Genomic DNA, 15678 nt, shown 5'->3' with positions numbered 1-15678 from the left:
ACGATCGCCGCCGCCGCCGCGCCGGCCGGTGCCAACGCGGCCGTCACGACGCTGACCGACCAGACACGCGAGGCCTATGCATCCATCGCTGGCGACACGGCCGCCGCTGCAGTTTTCGCGGCCCCTTCCGGCGGCGTCGTCGGCCCCGTCCAGACCGACTTCGGCTGGGCGGTCGCGAAGGTCGACTCGGTCAAGACGACCGGCGGCAAGACGCTCGATCAGGCGCGTTCGGAAATCCAGGCCAAGCTGACCGCCGACAAGCGCAGCGGCGCGATCGAGGAGCTCGTCGGCGGCGTCCAGGACGCGGTCGACAACGGCAGCAGCTTCAGCGAAGTCGCAGCCAAGTCGAAGCTGACGGTCACGAATACGCCGCTCCTCACCGCGACCGGCGCGGCGCGTTCGGACCCCACGTTCAAGCTGCCGCCCGAGCTTGCGCCGGCGCTCAAAGCCGCTTTCGAGATCGAGACCAACGACCCGCCCGAAATCGTGAGCCTTGGCGATGACCGGGGCTATGCCATGATCTCGCCGGCGCAGGTCGTCACCGCCGCGCCAGCGCCGCTGGCGCAGGTCCGCGATCGCGTCGCAAGCGACTGGATCGACAGCAAGGCGCTCGAGCGCGCCCGTTCCGTCGCCGCGCAGATCGAAGCCAGGGTCCAGCGCGGAACCCCGCTTGCCGAGGCGATGAAGCAGAGCGGCGCCCCGCTTCCGCCGGTGCAGCCCCTCGCCGCCCGCAGGATTCAGGTCGCAACGGCGCAGGGTCCGGTACCCGCCCCGATCAAGATGCTCTTCACGCTCGCCGAAGGTAAGAGCCGGATGGTCCCGGACCCCGAGGGCCGCGGCTTCTTCATCGTCAAGGTCGACAAGATCACGCCGGGCAACGCGCTCCTTCAGCCCGCGCTCATCGGGCGCATGCAGAACGAGCTGCAGGAAGCCGTGTCGCAGGAATATGCGCAGGAATTCCTCGCGGCGATGCGCAAGGAAGTCGGCGTCGAGCGTAACGACAGCGCGATCCAGGCCCTGAAGAATCGCATGACTCGCAACGGCGGCTGACGGACCGCTTGACGCGCGTCGCCGCGTTGCCTACACGTTCCCTGTTCGTTCTATTCCAGGATGACGGGGACAGCCGATGCTCACCGCCAAGCAACGCGAACTTCTGATGTTCATCGACGAGCGCCTGAAGCAGGATGGTGTCAGCCCCAGCTTCGACGAGATGCGCGAGGCGCTCGAACTCAAGTCCAAGTCGGGCGTCCACCGGCTGATTTCGGCGCTCGAGGAACGCGGGTTCATCCGCCGGCTGCCCAATCGCGCGCGTGCGCTCGAGGTGCTCAAGCTGCCGGAGACGCTCAGCGCGACGGTGACTCCGATCCGGCCCGTGGTGCCTGCGCCGGCGAACGACACGCTCGAAATCCCGCTCCACGGCAGGATCGCGGCCGGTACCCCGATCGAGGCCCTGCAGGGGACCGAAACGTTCGCAGTCCCCTCGGCCCTGCTCGGGCCGGGCGAACATTATGCGCTCGAGGTTTCAGGCGATTCGATGGTCGAGGAAGGCATTCTCGACGGCGATTTCGCGCTGATTCGGAAGGTCGACGTCGCGCGCGAAGGAGAGATCGTCGTGGCGCTGATCGACAATGCGGAAGCGACGCTCAAGACGTTCCGCCGAGAGGGTCGGATGATCCGTCTCGACCCGGCGAATTCCCGCTACGAGCCGCAGCGCTACGAAGAGGGACGGGTCCAGATCCAGGGCCGCCTCGCCGGCCTGATCCGGCGCTACTGACATGGACGGTGCCCGAATCGACTATGTCGAGCTGCCGAGCGCGACCGCTCATGAACTGACCCGCGCTTTTTACGCCAAGGCGTTCGGCTGGAAGTTCACCGATTACGGACCGAGCTATTCGGCGACGACAAACGGGACGACCGACGTCGGCTTGCAGGGCGACCCAACCGACGCGCTTTCCGCCCCGCTGCCGGTGGTGCGGGTCGACGACCTCGAAGCCGCTTTCGACGCCGTGTCGAAAGCCGGAGGCGTGATCGCCAAGCCGATTTTCAGCTTCCCCGGCGGTCGACGCTTTCACTTCATCGATCCGTCGGGAAGCGAGCTCGCAGTCTGGAGCGAACGCTAGCGTTCGAATTGCGCCCACGGGTGCACACCGACGCGGCCGGCGACACTGTCGACCCGCGGCTTGCTTCCGAGGTAGATAGCAAGTCCGCCGGTGCGCCGGAGCGCGGACGCGTCGAGCTTGAGCCATCGGGGCGTGCAGGCGCGCGGGAGACGGCGGTCGGCAACGACGATGTCCGATTCGGCGCAGGCCCGGGTGAACGTCCGCCATTCGATGAAGGTTCGCGAACGCGTCGCGAGCAGCCGCCATTCGGTTCCGGCGCTCCGAACGAGCGCGACGCAGGCATCCCTCGAGCAGGCACTGTAGGGACGCGAGCCAAGGTCCTCCGGATCGCCGTCGAAGCCCGCGGCCTCCGCCATCAGGCTGCGCACGTAATCGCCGGTCCGCTCGCGCAGCAGCAGTGGCGTGCCCCGGTCGACCACCGCGAGGTGAACACCGTCGCCGGTCACCAGCAGGTCGGGTGACGGCGCCAGCGCCGCGGCGAGGCCGCCTGCGGCAATCGGCACCAGCCCCGCGAGGCGCAGCCGTGTGTTCCACAGGCACAGCCAAATGCCGCCCGCGACCAACAACGCGAAAGCCCAGCCCGGCATCGACGGCAACAGCGCCACCGCTCCTGATGTCGATGCAACTGCGTGGGCCAGGAGCAGCAGCCCCTGGAGAGCGAGGCTGCATATCCACCAGAATGGCTGCCCCCATCCGACCGCATCGAGTGCGAGCGCCGCCGCTTCGCTCGGCATGATCACGAACGTCGTCAACGGGATAGCGACGATATTGGCGAACACTCCATAAAGTCCGGCGCGGTGGAAATGGTAGAGCGCGAGCGGGGCGAGCGCGATCTCGACCGCGAGACCGGTCGCCACAATTCCGAGCAACGCCCGCCCTGTCCGCGCGACCATATCCTCATCGCGCCGCTGAAGCAGGCGCCGGGCCAAACGGGTCGAATGAAGTGCGACGATCGCTGTCACCGCTGCAAAGCTCATCTGGAAGCTGGCGCCGGCCAGCGCCTCCGGGCGGAAGAGCAGGACAACCATCGCGCCGGTGGCGATCAGCCGCATGCTCAGTGCATCCCGGCCAAGAGCGATGCCGCCGAGGATCAGCAAAGCGGCGACGCAGCTTCTAACCGTCGGCACCTGCGCGCCGGTCAGCATGGTGTAGCCCACGCCCGCCGCCGCGGCGACGCCTGCCGAGACGAGAACCAGGTTCAATCTCAATGCGAGCCGTTCGCTGAGCGCGAGGAGCTTCAGGCTGACGAGCATCGCGAAGGCGACCACGGCCGCGATGTGGAGCCCGCTCACCGACAACAGGTGGGTAAGCCCCGAGCGGCGCATCGCGTCGGCGTCCTCTTCGCCAACCCCATTCTGGTCGCCCGTCGCCAGTGCCACCGCGATCCCCGCCGGACCGGCGTCGAGCCGCTGCTCTATATGCTGCCGCAGTCCCGCGCGCACCCGATCGAGGCCGCGCCCCTCCCCGGCCCGCACGACGGTCACCGGGCCGAGCGGCTTGCCGACCCCGCCGAGCCCTCGGAACCACGCATCGCGCGCGAAATCGTAAGTGCCAGGCAGCGCCATAGGCGGCGGTGGCGCCAGCCGTGCGCGAACCTGGATCACTGCGCCCGGCGCAATTCCCGGCGGCACTTTGTCGTCGTCGATCGACAGCCGCAGCCATGGCGGAAGCCCGGGCGTGTTCGAGCTGATCAGCACACGTGTCGCCTCTCGCGCCACGAGATGGTCGACGGACTTTACCGTGCCGGCGAACTGGGTGACGGTCGGGCGCGTCAGCCGAGGTTGTTCGACAAGGATCGATCGCGCCCAGACCAACGCGCAGCCGAGTGTCGCCGCAAGCGCGAACCAGCCCAGCGAGCGTCCCGAGCGTCCGCTGCCGAGCACGAAGCCTGCCAGCCCCAGCGCCGCGCCGAGGCACAGCATTGCCTGCCACTGCCGCGGGTCGCCGAGCGCGAACCAGGCCGCGATCCCGCTCCCGAAACCGACGACCACCCATGGCGGGAGCTGCGTGCGCTCCGCCTCGAGGAGCTTTTCCAGCCCCTCCCCGGCAGCGAAATATCGCGCCTTCCAATAGCCCCGAGCACGCTGTGGAAGAGGCGCTTCCCCTATGTTAGGGGCGCTCGTCCATTGCATTGCAGCATGAACCAGAGAGGAAAGCGCGCCTCAGCGCAAGCATGAGTTCACGTCCAGTCGTCACCCGGTTCGCGCCATCACCCACCGGATTCCTGCACATCGGCGGAGCGCGCACGGCCCTCTTCAACTGGCTTTTCGCGCGTCATCACGGCGGCAAGTTCCTGCTGCGCATCGAGGATACCGACAAGGCCCGCTCGACCGGCGAAGCGATCGACGCCATCCTCGACGGCATGCGCTGGCTCGGGCTGGATTGGGACGGCCACGAATATTACCAGTCGCAATTCTGGGCGCGTCACGCAGACATCGCGCACCGGATGCTCGAGAGCGGTGCCGCCTATCGCTGCTACATGACGCCGGAAGAGCTCACCGGGCAGCGCGAAGCCGCGCAGCGCGAGCGGCGGCCGTTCCGCATCGACAGCCCATGGCGCGACATTGCCGAAGAGCAGGCCGGCAAGCCGTTCGTGATCCGCATCAAGGCGCCGCGCGAGGGCGAGACGGTGATCGACGACCGCGTGCAGGGCCGCGTCACCGTCCAGAACGCCGAGATCGACGATTTCATCCTGCTCCGTTCCGACGGGAGCCCGACCTACATGCTTGCGGTCGTCGTCGACGATCACGACATGGGAGTCACCCACGTGATCCGCGGCGACGACCATCTCAACAACGCCTTTCGCCAGCTGGCGATCATCCGGGCGATGGGCTGGCCCGAACCGGTCTACGCCCATGTGCCGCTGATCCACGGCCCCGACGGCGCCAAGCTCAGCAAGCGCCACGGCGCGCTCGGGGTCGACTCCTACCGCGACGAGCTCGGCCTGCTTCCCGAAGCAGTTGGCAATTACCTGCTGAGGCTCGGCTGGGGGCATGGCGACGACGAGATCATCTCGCGCGAGCAGGCGGTCCAATGGTTCGACCTCGATCATGTCGGCAAGTCGCCGTCGCGGTTCGACTTCAAGAAGCTCGAGAATCTGAACGGCCATTACATCCGCGAGGCGGACGACGGCCGCCTGGCCGACCTCGTCGCCACTCGGCTCGGGCTCACCGACGACCAGAAGCCGCTGCTTGTTGAGGCGATGCCGGAGCTCAAGCCGCGCGCGAACACGCTCGTCCAGCTGGCGGACGGCGCAGTCTTCCTGTTCACGACGCGGCCGCTCGACGTCGACGAGGGTGCCGCGTCGCTCCTTACAACCGATTCCCGCGCCCTGCTTGCTGCGGCGCATGGGAAGCTTGCCACACTTGCGGAATGGGACGCAGCCTCGTTAGAGGCAGCGGTGCGCGAAGTCGCCGAGGCTGGCGGCGTCAAGCTCGGCAAGCTTGCGCAGCCCCTCCGCGCAGCACTGACGGGGCGCACGACGTCTCCGGGGATTTTTGATGTTCTGGCGTTGCTCGGGCGCGAAGAGAGCCTGGCCCGCATCGCCGACCAGATGGAGCCGAATGAATGACCGATCAAACCGTCTCGATGAAAATGCCGGGTGGCGACCACGATTACCCGGTCCTCGAAGGGACAGTCGGTCCCGAGGTCGTCGACATTCGCAAGCTGTACCCGCAGACGGGCATGTTCACCTACGACCCGGGCTTCACCTCGACCGCCAGCTGCGAGAGCGCGATTACCTATATCGACGGCGAAAAGGGCATCCTCCTCCACCGCGGCTACCCGATCGATCAATTGGCCGAGCAGTCGAGCTTCATGGAAGTCGCCTACCTGCTACTCCAGGGCGAGCTCCCGACCGCCGCAGAGCTCGACCATTTCACTTATACGATCAGCCGTCACACGATGGTCCACGAGCAGCTCGCGACCTTTTTCCGCGGCTTCCGGCGCGACGCGCACCCGATGGCGATCATGTGCGGCGTCGTCGGAGCGCTTTCGGCCTTCTACCACGACAGCACCGACATCACCGACCCCGAGCAGCGGATGATCGCCTCGCACCGGCTGATCGCGAAGATGCCGACGCTGGTTGCGATGGCGTTCAAATATTCGCTCGGCCAGCCGTTCATGTACCCGCTGAACAGCCTTAGCTACACCGGCAACTTCCTGCGCATGACGTTCGGCGTCCCGGCCGAACCTTATGAAGTGAACCCGATCGTCGAGAATGCGATGCGGCGGATCTTCATCCTTCACGCCGACCACGAGCAGAACGCCTCGACCTCGACCGTGCGGCTCGCCGGCTCGTCTGGGGCCAACCCGTTCGCCTGCATCGCGGCCGGCATCGCCTGCCTGTGGGGGCCGGCACACGGCGGCGCGAACGAAGCCGCGCTCAACATGCTGCGCGAGATCGGCGACGTGAAGCGAATCCCCGAATATATCGCCCGCGCCAAGGATAAGGACGACCCGTTCCGGCTGATGGGCTTCGGCCACCGCGTCTACAAGAATTTCGACCCCCGCGCGAAGGTGATGAAGGCGACCGCCGACGAGGTGCTCAAGGAGCTCAACATCTCGGACCCGGTGCTCGACGTCGCGAAGGAGCTCGAGCAGATCGCGCTCAATGACGACTATTTCATCGAGAAGAAGCTTTACCCCAACGTCGATTTCTATTCAGGCGTGATCCTCAACGCGATCGGCTTCCCGACAGACATGTTCACCGCACTGTTCGCGCTTGCGAGGACGGTCGGCTGGGTCGCGCAGTGGAACGAGATGATCGCCGATCCCGAGCAGAAGATCGGCCGACCGCGCCAGCTCTACACCGGCCACACGCAGCGCGACTATGTGCCCGTCGACCAGCGTTAGTCTTTGAACTTCAGCGTTACGCCGCCGGCAGGGTCAGCGTGAACCGCGCGCCTTCGCCCGGCGCGCTGTCGAGCGTCACGTCGCCGCCCATCGAGCGCGCGAGCCGGCGCGAGATGGCGAGCCCTAGCCCGGTGCCGCCCTCTTTCGAATGGGCACGCTCGAACCGCTCGAAGATGCGCTGCTCGTCGCCTGCGCCAATGCCCGGCCCTTCATCGGACACGGTGACTGACGCAGTACCTGCGGTCCTGGAAAAGCTCAGCCGAACGGTGCCGCTTTCGGGCGAATAGCGGATCGCGTTGACGATCAGATTGACGAGGATCTGGATCACCGCGCGCTCCTGTCCTCTCGCCCTGAGCGGCTCGGGACGGTCGAGCTCGATGTGCACCGCACGCTCCTCGGCCGAGGATTCGAGCATGATCACCGCTTCGGCGGCGAGCGAGGCAAGATCGACCAGTCCGTGGACGTGCGTCGGGTCCTCGCTCATTGCTCGAAGCACCGAGAGCAGGTGCCGCGCCGCCGAAGCGATGTCGTTGCCATAGCTCGCATAATCGCCGCGCAGCGGTCCGTCGGAACGGGCGACGATCTGCTCGGCGCTTTCGATGATCCGGTCGATCGGCGACCGCAGCAGTTCGTCGAGGCCATGATCGAAGCCGATCGGGCGCGCTGCCCCCGGCCCGGCCGAGGGCTTCTCGCTTTCAGCCGTACCGCGAAAGCCGGCGAAGTTTCCGTCGGCGGCGGTCACGACGTCGCCGTTGAGCACGACCATGCAGTTCTCGTCGGAACGGCTGCGGGCGCGCTGGCCGGAAAAACCGCGCCGCGCGGCGAGCGCGCTGATTAGCGGCATCTCGCCATCCGCGTCTTCTTCGAGGCGCAGGATGCGGGTGAGAGGTGCGCCCGCGGCCTCGGCGACCTCGACTCCGAGCAGGTTCGCGAATTCCGACGACAGGGAGATGATGCGAAGCTCCTCGTCGGTCGTCCATTCGTTCTGCGCCGCTGCGCCCGCTGCCTCGCCGCCGCCGGCAAGGATCGTCGCGAGGCGCGGCCCGGCAGCCGGCCGGACCGTCCAGCCCTCGAGCGAAAGCGCGATCTCATCGCCTTCGGGCTTGGCATTCACCCACAATTCGATGTCGTTCTCGGCAGACGCGGCGATTGCCGGGCGCCCGACGGACGTCCCGAGCTTGCGCGCAAGTTGCGCGACCGCGGCGACCTGCGGAAGCGCGAGTGTCTGACCGAGATCCGATCCGGCCTCCCGCTGCAGATTCTCGAGCTCGGGGTCGGCGGCGATCAGCCGGCCCGAGCGGTCGAGGCGGCCGAGCACCGGCCGCGGCTCGGAAGGGGCGCTAGCCATTGCCGTTTCCAAGCGCCTCGAGCGCCGCGCGATAGGCCGGAGGTGCCGCGATCCAGCTTGCCGCCGCCTTCACTTCGTCGCCGCTCATGCCATCGAAAAGCCCGATTGCGGCGCCGGGGTCGTCGATTCCGAGCAGGTCGCCGACGCTGGCGAGCAGCCCCGCACTGAGCTCGCGCGAAAAGCCGGCGACGCGCAGCAGCGCCATCATCTGCTGCGCCTTGCCCGAAAGCAGCTCGTCGAGCGCGACGGTCCCGGAAATGCCAGCCCGACGGCCGAGGACTTCCGCGAGGAAGCCGACCTCGCCTTCCTGCGCACAGGCAAGCAGAAGCTCGTCGGTCAGCCCCCCAGAGTCGTCGAGCAGAGCGACGAGGGCGCCGGTCAGCGCTTCGATGCTGCGCGCGGGTTCATGGCGCTCAAGCAGCCGATCCGCCGCCGCGGAAAGCTCATTGTCCGCGGCGGCCGTCCCCGCAGTGGCGGCGACGTCTCTCCGGAGCGCGGCGGCAACCGCCAGCACCAGCCGCGCCGCTGCCTCGTGCGAAAGGTCGTCGAAGCCGAGCAGGCACTGGCCAAAGCGGTCGCGGCGCCGCCCACGCGCCAGGATCAGCCCCATCGCCGCAGCAGACACGGCGCCGTTGTGGTGGCTGACGAGGCCCTGAATCGCCCGTGCCTCGCGGCGCCCGCTGCGCGCCCGCGCCGCGGTGCCGATCCGCTCCTCGTCGGCCCGGCGCAGCAGCAGCGCCATCAACTCCGAATCGTCGAGCAGGCCAGCCTGCGTGAGCGCCCCGACCATGGCCGCATCGTCGTCGTTCGCCCCGGCCCGGCCCGCCGGCAAAGCCGCGCCAATCTCCCCGGCGATATCGCCGACGAGGCAGTGCAGCATCGCCGTCATCAGCGCGCGCTCCTGCTCGGTCAGGCGCTCGGCCGGATCGAGGAAGAAATCGGCGCGCACGGTCGACAGGCGCGACCGCCCCGCCGCGCGTGCAGGCGCGTTCCGGTCCGCCGAAGCGGCAATCGGCCATTCTTCAGGCATCATTACCCGCTAGGCGTTATCCGGTTTGGGTTAACTTCGGGTCAACTCGACTGCTCGTGCCGCACGTGCTGGATGATGAAAAAGGAAATCGCGGCATAAGCGAGCAGGCCGATCAAATAACTCGTCCAGGCGCCGGCAACCGCGAACGGTATCGCCAGCACAATCGCGCTGCGGCGCGAGATCAGCCACAATTCGTTGTCGGAGATCGCGGCGCGCTCCATCCTCGCGGCCTCTGCGAATCCGCCGGCTGCGAGCGCGGTGACGAGCGCGCCCCAGCCGCTGTTGTGCCGCATTTCCCACCAGCCAAGCGCCAGCAGTGCGATCCCCGCCGCCGGCCAGAGCGATAGCCGGCTGAGCATCCGTACCGGCAACGGCCGCAGCCGCAAGGTCGCGAGCCGGCTCGCGATCAGATCGAGCGGCATCGACAGAAGCAGGAGGATCAGCCCTGCGCCGAGCCAGCCGCGGCCGAAGCAGACGGCGCCGCCGAGCGTGAGCGCGAGCGCGCCCCACATCAGCCACGCCGGCCGGACACTGGTTTCCATCAAATGCGCCGTCGCGAACTCTTCGATCGGCGGCAGCAGATATCGGCTCACCCAGTCGGGCCGGAGCCCGCGCGAAGCGACGAAGAGCCTTCGCTCGAAATCGTCGAGATCCTCGGCGCGCTGGACCAGAAGCGGCTCGCCGCCTGCCCCGCTGACGGGTATCCTGAGCGCTCCCTCCTGCAATGCCCGCCGCAGGAGGGTCGATTGCAGGTCCCAGTCGCCGAGCATCGCCGCGGTCGATCCGAGCAGGCGCGCATCGACCAGCGCCACGCCGGCCCAACGCGACTCGGCGTCGATCCGCTCGAACCGCTCGTGGCTCTCATCGTCCGGCACCGTCGCAACCGCGGGCTCCGGTTCGTCGGCGATGGTGGCAACAAGGTCCGTCGGCGGCGCGATCCCGTCGCCGACGAGGAGAATCATCGAGCCCGCCTCGAACCGGCTGAGCGCTTCGCCGACGTCGCTCGCCGCGAAGACTCCGATCCCGTCGAGGCGCAGCCGCTCGAACGCGTCTTGCAGCGCCTGCGGCACGCGCTCGACCACAACGACGATGGGAGCCGCGCCCGCAGCGGCGGCGCAGCGCACCTGATATTCGATGAGAGTCCGGCCCGAGAGCGGGAGCAACGCGCGCAGGCCTCCGCTGTCGTCCTCCTGATAGGCACCGATCAGCGCGCCGATCGCCATTCGTCCGTGATCCCTCCCCGTTTCGCCGCACCTCTCTAATCGCTTTCGCAGGTGTTCAAAGATGGTAAAGTCCCCGTTGCGATGACACCGACCCCCAAGCGCGCCGAACCTCTGCCACCGGCCAGCGATGCGGCAGAGCCCCTCGAGCTGACGAGCGCGGACGCCGTGCCGGAGGTCTCGTTCGAGGAAGAACGGTGGCTGCAGCCGACCGAGGCCGAGGCGAGCCGTCCCGGCACGGGCGGAAGGCAGGTGCTCGGCATCGCGCTCGGCCTGCTCGCCGCGCTGTGGCTTGCTTATTCGGCCTGGTCGGCGGGACGCACGCTCGCCGGACAGCCGCTATCGTCACCCCAGCTGGCGCAATGGCTCGCGATCAGTGCCGGGCCGCTGGCGCTGCTCGGCCTGGTCTGGCTGATCTTCGGACGGACGCGGCGCAAGGAGGCGGAAGCCTTCACTCGCTCCGTGATCGCGATGCGCGGCGAGGCGCAGTCGCTGGAGGCCTTGCTCGAAGTCCTCGCGCAGCGGATCACCGACAGCCGCGCCGAACTGACGATGATGGCGCAGCACCTGATGCAGCTCGGCGACGACGCCACCGGCAAGCTCGGCGGGATCACCCAGCAATTCGACAGCAGCAGCGAGAAGCTCAAGCTGCACGGCGAAGCGCTCGACCGGGCCGCCGAGTCGGCGCGCAACGACGTTGCGGTGCTGCTCGAGGATCTCCCGCGCGCCGAGGAATCGACGCGCCGCCTGTCCGAGCAGCTCCGCTCCATCGGCAGCCAGTCGACGGAGAAGGCCGACGAGTTCGAGCGTCAGGTCGGCAACCTCGCCGAGCGCACGCGTGAAGCCGACCAGATGATCGCCGAAGCGACCGACCGCCTTGCTGCGCGCCTCGCCGAGATCGATGCCGCCGGTTCGGGCGCCGCTAGCCGCGTCGGCGAAGCGCATGTCGGCTTCTCCGCAGTTCTGGATGCCCTGCTCGAGCGCACCTCTGCAACTCTCGGAGAGATCCGTACCGGCATCGACGTCCAGTCGGCGGCGGTCGAGGCGCTGGTGCAACAGGCCTCGGCCGGGATTGGCAAAGCCGGCGCGGAAGCCTCCGAATCGCTCGCCGCGAACGTCGGCCAGGCGAACTCCTCGCTGGAAACCCTGTCGCTGCGCGTCGCCGAGCAGGACCGTGCATCGCAAAAAATGATCGCCGAGATCGACCGCGGCCTGTCGATGATCGACGAGCGTTTCGGCGAACTCGCCGCGAACGGCGACGAGCGCGCCAACCGCTTCCTCGAATCGCTCTCCCGCGCCCGGACCGAGCTCGACACGCTGGCTTCGCAGGCTAGCTCGCAGGACATGGCGATCGGCTCGATCGCGGAGCGCACCGCGACGCTGCGTGAAAGCATCGACAAGCTGACGGACGAAATCCGCGACAATCTCGGCACGGCCATTGGTGAGGCGCAGGGCGGCGCCGACCGGCTGACCGAAACCGCTGGCGCCCTGCGTCCGGAGCTTAGCTGGCTGCGCGACGCGACGGTCGAGGCCGGCGAGCGGCTGTCGGCGACCGGGGCGACCATCGCCGAGCAGCAGGACCGCTTTGCCGCGCTTCTCGCCAGCGTCGACGACGGCGTGGGCGACGCCCAGTCGAAGCTCAGCAATCTCGCTTCGACTCTGGCGCAGGTCGAGCGCGAGGCTGCGGACCTCAGCGCCGAAACCGCGCCCGCGCTGGTTTCCGCGCTCGTCCAGGTCAAGGAAGCGGCCGCGCATGCCGCGGAGCGCGCGCGCGAGGCAATCGAAAGCGTCATCCCCGCGAGCGCCGGCAAGCTGTCGGACGAGACCCGAGCCGCGCTAGAGCGCGCGATCAAGGAAAGCGTCGAGGACCGCCTGCGCGACGTCGAAAACGTCGCCGCCCGCGCGATCGACTCCGCCCGTTCGGCCTCGGAACGCCTGACCCAGCAGATGGTGACGATCGGCCAGAGCGCAGCCGCGCTCGAGCAGCACATCGAGGAAACGCAGAAGGACCAGCGCGAGAAGGACAGCGAGGCGTTCGCCCGCCGCGTCTCGCTGCTCATCGATTCGATGCACTCGGCGGCGATCGACGTCGGCAAAATCCTGTCGGACGAAATCGACGACAAGGCGTGGGGCGCCTACCTCAAGGGCAATCGCGGGGTGTTCACCAGCCGCGCCGTGCGCCTCATCGGCGGCAGTGAATCGCGCGCGATCCGCGCCCATTACGACAGCGACCTCGAGTTCCAGCGCTCGGTCAATCGCTACGTCCACGATTTCGAGTCCATGCTCCGGCGCGTCATCGCCGAGCGAGACGGCGGAATCATCGCCGTTACACTGATGTCCTCGGACATGGGCAAGCTCTACGCGGCGCTCGCCCAGACGATCGACAAGAGGCGCTAGATGCGCCGGTAGAGGTCGAGGTCGTCGGGCGTGATCCAGCCGAACGCCCAGTTCGCATAATAAAGTGCGAACAGCAGTGCCGCGAGCACGGCGGCCTTGAGGAAATGGCGCTTCACGTCGAACCTGTGCGGCGCGCTCTCCGCCTGGCCGGGCACTCGCTGGCCGCCCGCCTCCTCGGTCGTCCTCACGCCGAAGGGCAGCAAGATGAACGCGCTTCCGGCGAAGAACAGGAAATAGATGGCGATGATCGAGGTGAGCTTCATGCGGCGACTTGCAGGAGCATGACCTCCACGACGGGCTTCTTGCCGGTCCACAGCGTGGCGCAGCGCCGCACCGCAAGCCGGACCGCCTCGCGCAGCTTCTCCTCGTCGACGCCGGCACCGTAGGCGCGGGTCGCGGCATCGCAGGCATCGGCGATGAAATCGTCGCGGTCCTCCTCGACCGGGACGCCGAACGGCCGGATCAGCGGCCAGCCGGCGAGCTGGCCGTCCTCGCCGACCGGGAGTGCGACGGTGATCAGCCCGCCGTATCCGATCTTGCGCCGCTCGTTTACGGTCGCGCCGTCCGCGGGAAGGATGACGTCGCCGTCGAGCACGAGACGCCCGACGCGGACTTCGTCCACCTTCTTCGGGTCGCCGGGCGCGAGGCGGACGATGTCGCCGTTGCGCTGGACCACCGCGTGCGCCACGCCATGGTCGAGCGCGAGACGAGCGTGCTCGGCCAGGTGCCGCGCCTCGCCGTGGACCGGGACCACGATCTGCGGCCGCACCCACTTGTACATCTGCACGAGCTCGGGCCGCCCCGGGTGACCGGACACGTGCACGTGCGCCTGCTTTTCGGTGACGATGTGCACGCCGAGGTCGGAGAGCTGGTTCATGACGCGCCCGATCGCGACCTCGTTGCCGGGGATGATCCGCGACGAGAAGATCACCGTGTCATCCTCGCCGAGCTTGAGCTCGTGCGAGCCCGAAGCGATCCGCCCAAGGGCGGCGCGCGGCTCGCCTTGTCCGCCGGTTGCGATGATCAGCACTTCGCTCCGCGGCAGGCGCATCGCCTCGTCGAAGCCGATCGGCGGCGGGAAATCTCGCAGGTAGCCTGTCGCCTGCGCAACCCGGAGGATGCGGTCGAGCGAGCGGCCGGCGATGCACACCTTTCGTCCGGCCTCGCGAGCGACGCGCCCGATCGTCTGCAACCGCGCCGCGTTCGACGCGAAGGTCGTGACCAGCACGCGCCCGTTCGCCATCATAACCTGGGCGAGCAGCCCCTCGTGGACGCTCTCCTCCGATCCCGACGGCTTGTCCTGGAACACGTTCGTCGAGTCGCAGACGAGCGCGAGCACGCCGCGGTCGCCGATTTCGGTCAAAACGTCCGTATCCGGCGCGGTCCCGAGCACGGGCGTTTCGTCGATCTTCCAGTCGCCGGTGTGGAAGATGTTGCCGAACGGCGTCTCGATCAGCAGCCCGTTGCCTTCCGGGATGGAGTGCGACAACGCGACGAAGCTGATCCGGAACGGCCCCAGCTCGACCGTGCCGCCCCGCTCCACGGTATTGAGCTGGACGCGGCCGGTGAGGCCTTCCTCCTCGAGCTTGCCGGCGATCAGCCCGGCGGTGAATGGGGTCGCGAACAGGGGCGCCTTCAATTCGTCGGCGAGGTAGGGAAGCGCGCCGATATGATCCTCGTGGCCGTGGGTCAGGATGATCCCGGCGAGCCGCTCCTGCTGGTCCTCGATGAATTCGAGGTCAGGCAGGATGAGGTCGATTCCGGGGTAATTCAGGTCAGCGAAGGTCAGGCCCAGATCGACCATGATCCATTGCCCGCGGCAGCCGTAGAGATTGACGTTCATGCCGATCTCGCCCGAGCCGCCGAGCGCGACGAACAGGAGTTCCTCACCGGGGATCATCGGGGACCGCGCATCGCCATGTCGTACAGGAGACTCAAACCCTGGATGGTCAGGTCGGGTTCAATCGCATCGAATACATTCGTGTGCTTGTCGAACAGGTTGGCGAGGCCTCCCGTTGCAACGACCGTCGGCGGGCCCTCCAGCTCGCGCTTCATCCGCTCGGTGAGCCCCTCGATCATCGCCACATAGCCCCAGTAGATGCCGATCTGCATCTGGCTCTGGGTCGTCCGCCCGATCACCGACAAATTGTCCTTCGGCGCCTCGATCGCGATCCGCGGCAGCTTGGCCGCAGCGCTGACCAGCGCCTCGAGCGACAGGTTGATGCCGGGCGCGATGATCCCGCCCCGGTAGGCGCCGGAGGGTCCGACGAGGTCGAAGGTGGTTGCGGTGCCGAAATCGATCACGATCAGCTCGCCGGGATATTTGGCGTGGGCGGCGATCGCGTTGAGGGCCCGGTCCGCGCCCACATTCTGCGGCTCGTCAACCTCGAGCGCGATCGGCCACTCCGCCCTGCCCTGCCCGGCGACGAGCGGCTCTGAGCGAAAATATTTCGTCGCGAGCACCTCGAGGTTGTGGAGCGCGCGCGGCACGACCGTGCCGATGATGACCGCATCGACCGCGTCCTTCGGGTGCCCTTCGAGCTCGATTAGCTGGTGCAGCCACACCGCATATTCGTCGGCGGTCCGGCGCGGGTCGCTCGCGATCCGCCAGCGTGCCCGGATCTCGCCGCCATCGACGAGCGCGAACACGACATTGGTATTACCGGCGTCGATGGCGAGCAGCATGTCCGCGCCCTAGCTTCGTGGGCT

Annotated in this window: 13 protein-coding genes; 6 read left to right on the top strand and 7 right to left on the bottom strand. The window is 67.8% G+C overall.

Annotated features, from left to right (window positions below; all coding sequences use genetic code 11):
* The 3 genes from GH737_RS01095 to GH737_RS01085 form a co-directional block, all read left to right on the top strand.
* Positions 1-1050 (top strand): peptidyl-prolyl cis-trans isomerase (locus GH737_RS01095; protein ID WP_196232906.1); only part of this gene is annotated, 1050 nt, incomplete at its 5' end.
* A 76-nt stretch (positions 1051-1126) separates the two neighbouring features.
* Positions 1127-1774, top strand: coding sequence for a transcriptional repressor LexA (gene lexA, locus GH737_RS01090; RefSeq protein ID WP_155263016.1), 648 nt, complete (start codon positions 1127-1129; stop codon positions 1772-1774).
* A gap of 1 nt (position 1775) precedes the next feature.
* On the top strand, positions 1776-2120 hold the full coding sequence (locus GH737_RS01085; protein ID WP_155263015.1) for a VOC family protein: 345 nt from the start codon (positions 1776-1778) through the stop codon (positions 2118-2120).
* On the opposite strand, the gene GH737_RS01080 is transcribed toward GH737_RS01085, so the two are convergent.
* Positions 2117-4111: a ComEC/Rec2 family competence protein gene (locus tag GH737_RS01080; RefSeq protein WP_230558548.1), complete on the bottom strand. Its 1995-nt coding sequence runs from the start codon at positions 4109-4111 to the stop codon at positions 2117-2119. The two genes, GH737_RS01085 and GH737_RS01080, sit on opposite strands and share 4 nt — an antisense overlap.
* A gap of 182 nt (positions 4112-4293) precedes the next feature.
* Between GH737_RS01080 and gltX the strand changes: the two genes are divergently transcribed.
* Positions 4294-5691: a glutamate--tRNA ligase gene (gene gltX / locus GH737_RS01075; protein ID WP_155263013.1), complete on the top strand. Its 1398-nt coding sequence runs from the start codon at positions 4294-4296 to the stop codon at positions 5689-5691.
* Positions 5688-6974 carry a citrate synthase gene (locus tag GH737_RS01070; protein WP_155263012.1) on the top strand — a complete coding sequence of 429 codons (1287 nt, stop codon included), beginning with the start codon at positions 5688-5690 and terminating at the stop codon, positions 6972-6974. The genes gltX and GH737_RS01070 overlap by 4 nt, the downstream gene beginning before the upstream one ends.
* A 16-nt stretch (positions 6975-6990) precedes the next feature.
* Here GH737_RS01070 and GH737_RS01065 read toward each other — a convergent pair whose 3' ends face one another.
* The 3 genes from GH737_RS01065 to GH737_RS01055 are packed head-to-tail and all read right to left on the bottom strand — an operon-like array spanning position 6991 to position 10575.
* Positions 6991-8322 (bottom strand): sensor histidine kinase, encoded by a 1332-nt coding sequence (locus GH737_RS01065; RefSeq protein WP_155263011.1) that lies wholly within the window; start codon positions 8320-8322, stop codon positions 6991-6993.
* A complete protein-coding gene (locus GH737_RS01060; protein ID WP_155263010.1) occupies positions 8315-9352 on the bottom strand; it encodes a DUF2336 domain-containing protein in 1038 nt (345 codons plus the stop codon). The genes GH737_RS01065 and GH737_RS01060 overlap by 8 nt, the downstream gene beginning before the upstream one ends.
* A gap of 41 nt (positions 9353-9393) precedes the next feature.
* On the bottom strand, positions 9394-10575 hold the full coding sequence (locus GH737_RS01055; protein WP_155263009.1) for an NTP transferase domain-containing protein: 1182 nt from the start codon (positions 10573-10575) through the stop codon (positions 9394-9396).
* 81 nt (positions 10576-10656) lie between these two features.
* Here GH737_RS01055 and GH737_RS01050 point away from each other — a divergent pair, with 81 nt between their 5' ends.
* On the top strand, positions 10657-12969 hold the full coding sequence (locus tag GH737_RS01050; protein ID WP_155263008.1) for a hypothetical protein: 2313 nt from the start codon (positions 10657-10659) through the stop codon (positions 12967-12969).
* Here GH737_RS01050 and GH737_RS01045 read toward each other — a convergent pair.
* From GH737_RS01045 to GH737_RS01035, 3 genes are read right to left on the bottom strand one after another with little or no spacing between them, the layout of a single operon-like run.
* The gene (locus GH737_RS01045) at positions 12966-13232 is read right to left on the bottom strand and encodes a DUF1467 family protein (protein WP_155263007.1); all 267 of its coding nucleotides are present in this window, start codon (positions 13230-13232) and stop codon (positions 12966-12968) included. The genes GH737_RS01050 and GH737_RS01045 overlap by 4 nt on opposite strands.
* Positions 13229-14869 (bottom strand): ribonuclease J, encoded by a 1641-nt coding sequence (locus tag GH737_RS01040; protein ID WP_155263006.1) that lies wholly within the window; start codon positions 14867-14869, stop codon positions 13229-13231. Before GH737_RS01040 ends, GH737_RS01045 begins: the two co-directional genes overlap by 4 nt.
* Positions 14866-15654, bottom strand: a complete 789-nt coding sequence (locus GH737_RS01035; RefSeq protein ID WP_155263005.1) for a type III pantothenate kinase — start codon at positions 15652-15654, stop codon at positions 14866-14868. The genes GH737_RS01040 and GH737_RS01035 overlap by 4 nt, the downstream gene beginning before the upstream one ends.
* Between the last annotated feature and the right edge of the window lie 24 nt (positions 15655-15678).

It is taken from the genome of Sphingomonas segetis (assembly GCF_009720245.1).
GTDB classification, from domain to species: domain Bacteria; phylum Pseudomonadota; class Alphaproteobacteria; order Sphingomonadales; family Sphingomonadaceae; genus Sphingomicrobium; species Sphingomicrobium segetis.
This window is presented reverse-complemented; position numbering and strand designations above follow the sequence as displayed.

Bases quoted from the DNA above. Each gene is read 5' to 3' on its own strand.
- GH737_RS01070 (WP_155263012.1), top strand. From the start codon at position 5,688: ATGACCGATCAAACCGTCTCGATGAAAATGCCGGGTGGCGACCACGAT.
- GH737_RS01045 (WP_155263007.1), bottom strand. From the start codon at position 13,232: ATGAAGCTCACCTCGATCATCGCCATCTATTTCCTGTTCTTCGCCGGA.
- GH737_RS01085 (WP_155263015.1), top strand. From the start codon at position 1,776: ATGGACGGTGCCCGAATCGACTATGTCGAGCTGCCGAGCGCGACCGCT.
- GH737_RS01040 (WP_155263006.1), bottom strand. From the start codon at position 14,869: ATGATCCCCGGTGAGGAACTCCTGTTCGTCGCGCTCGGCGGCTCGGGC.
- GH737_RS01050 (WP_155263008.1), top strand. From the start codon at position 10,657: ATGACACCGACCCCCAAGCGCGCCGAACCTCTGCCACCGGCCAGCGAT.
- GH737_RS01035 (WP_155263005.1), bottom strand. From the start codon at position 15,654: ATGCTGCTCGCCATCGACGCCGGTAATACCAATGTCGTGTTCGCGCTC.
- GH737_RS01055 (WP_155263009.1), bottom strand. From the start codon at position 10,575: ATGGCGATCGGCGCGCTGATCGGTGCCTATCAGGAGGACGACAGCGGA.
- gltX (WP_155263013.1), top strand. From the start codon at position 4,294: ATGAGTTCACGTCCAGTCGTCACCCGGTTCGCGCCATCACCCACCGGA.
- GH737_RS01060 (WP_155263010.1), bottom strand. From the start codon at position 9,352: ATGCCTGAAGAATGGCCGATTGCCGCTTCGGCGGACCGGAACGCGCCT.
- lexA (WP_155263016.1), top strand. From the start codon at position 1,127: ATGCTCACCGCCAAGCAACGCGAACTTCTGATGTTCATCGACGAGCGC.
- GH737_RS01065 (WP_155263011.1), bottom strand. From the start codon at position 8,322: ATGGCTAGCGCCCCTTCCGAGCCGCGGCCGGTGCTCGGCCGCCTCGAC.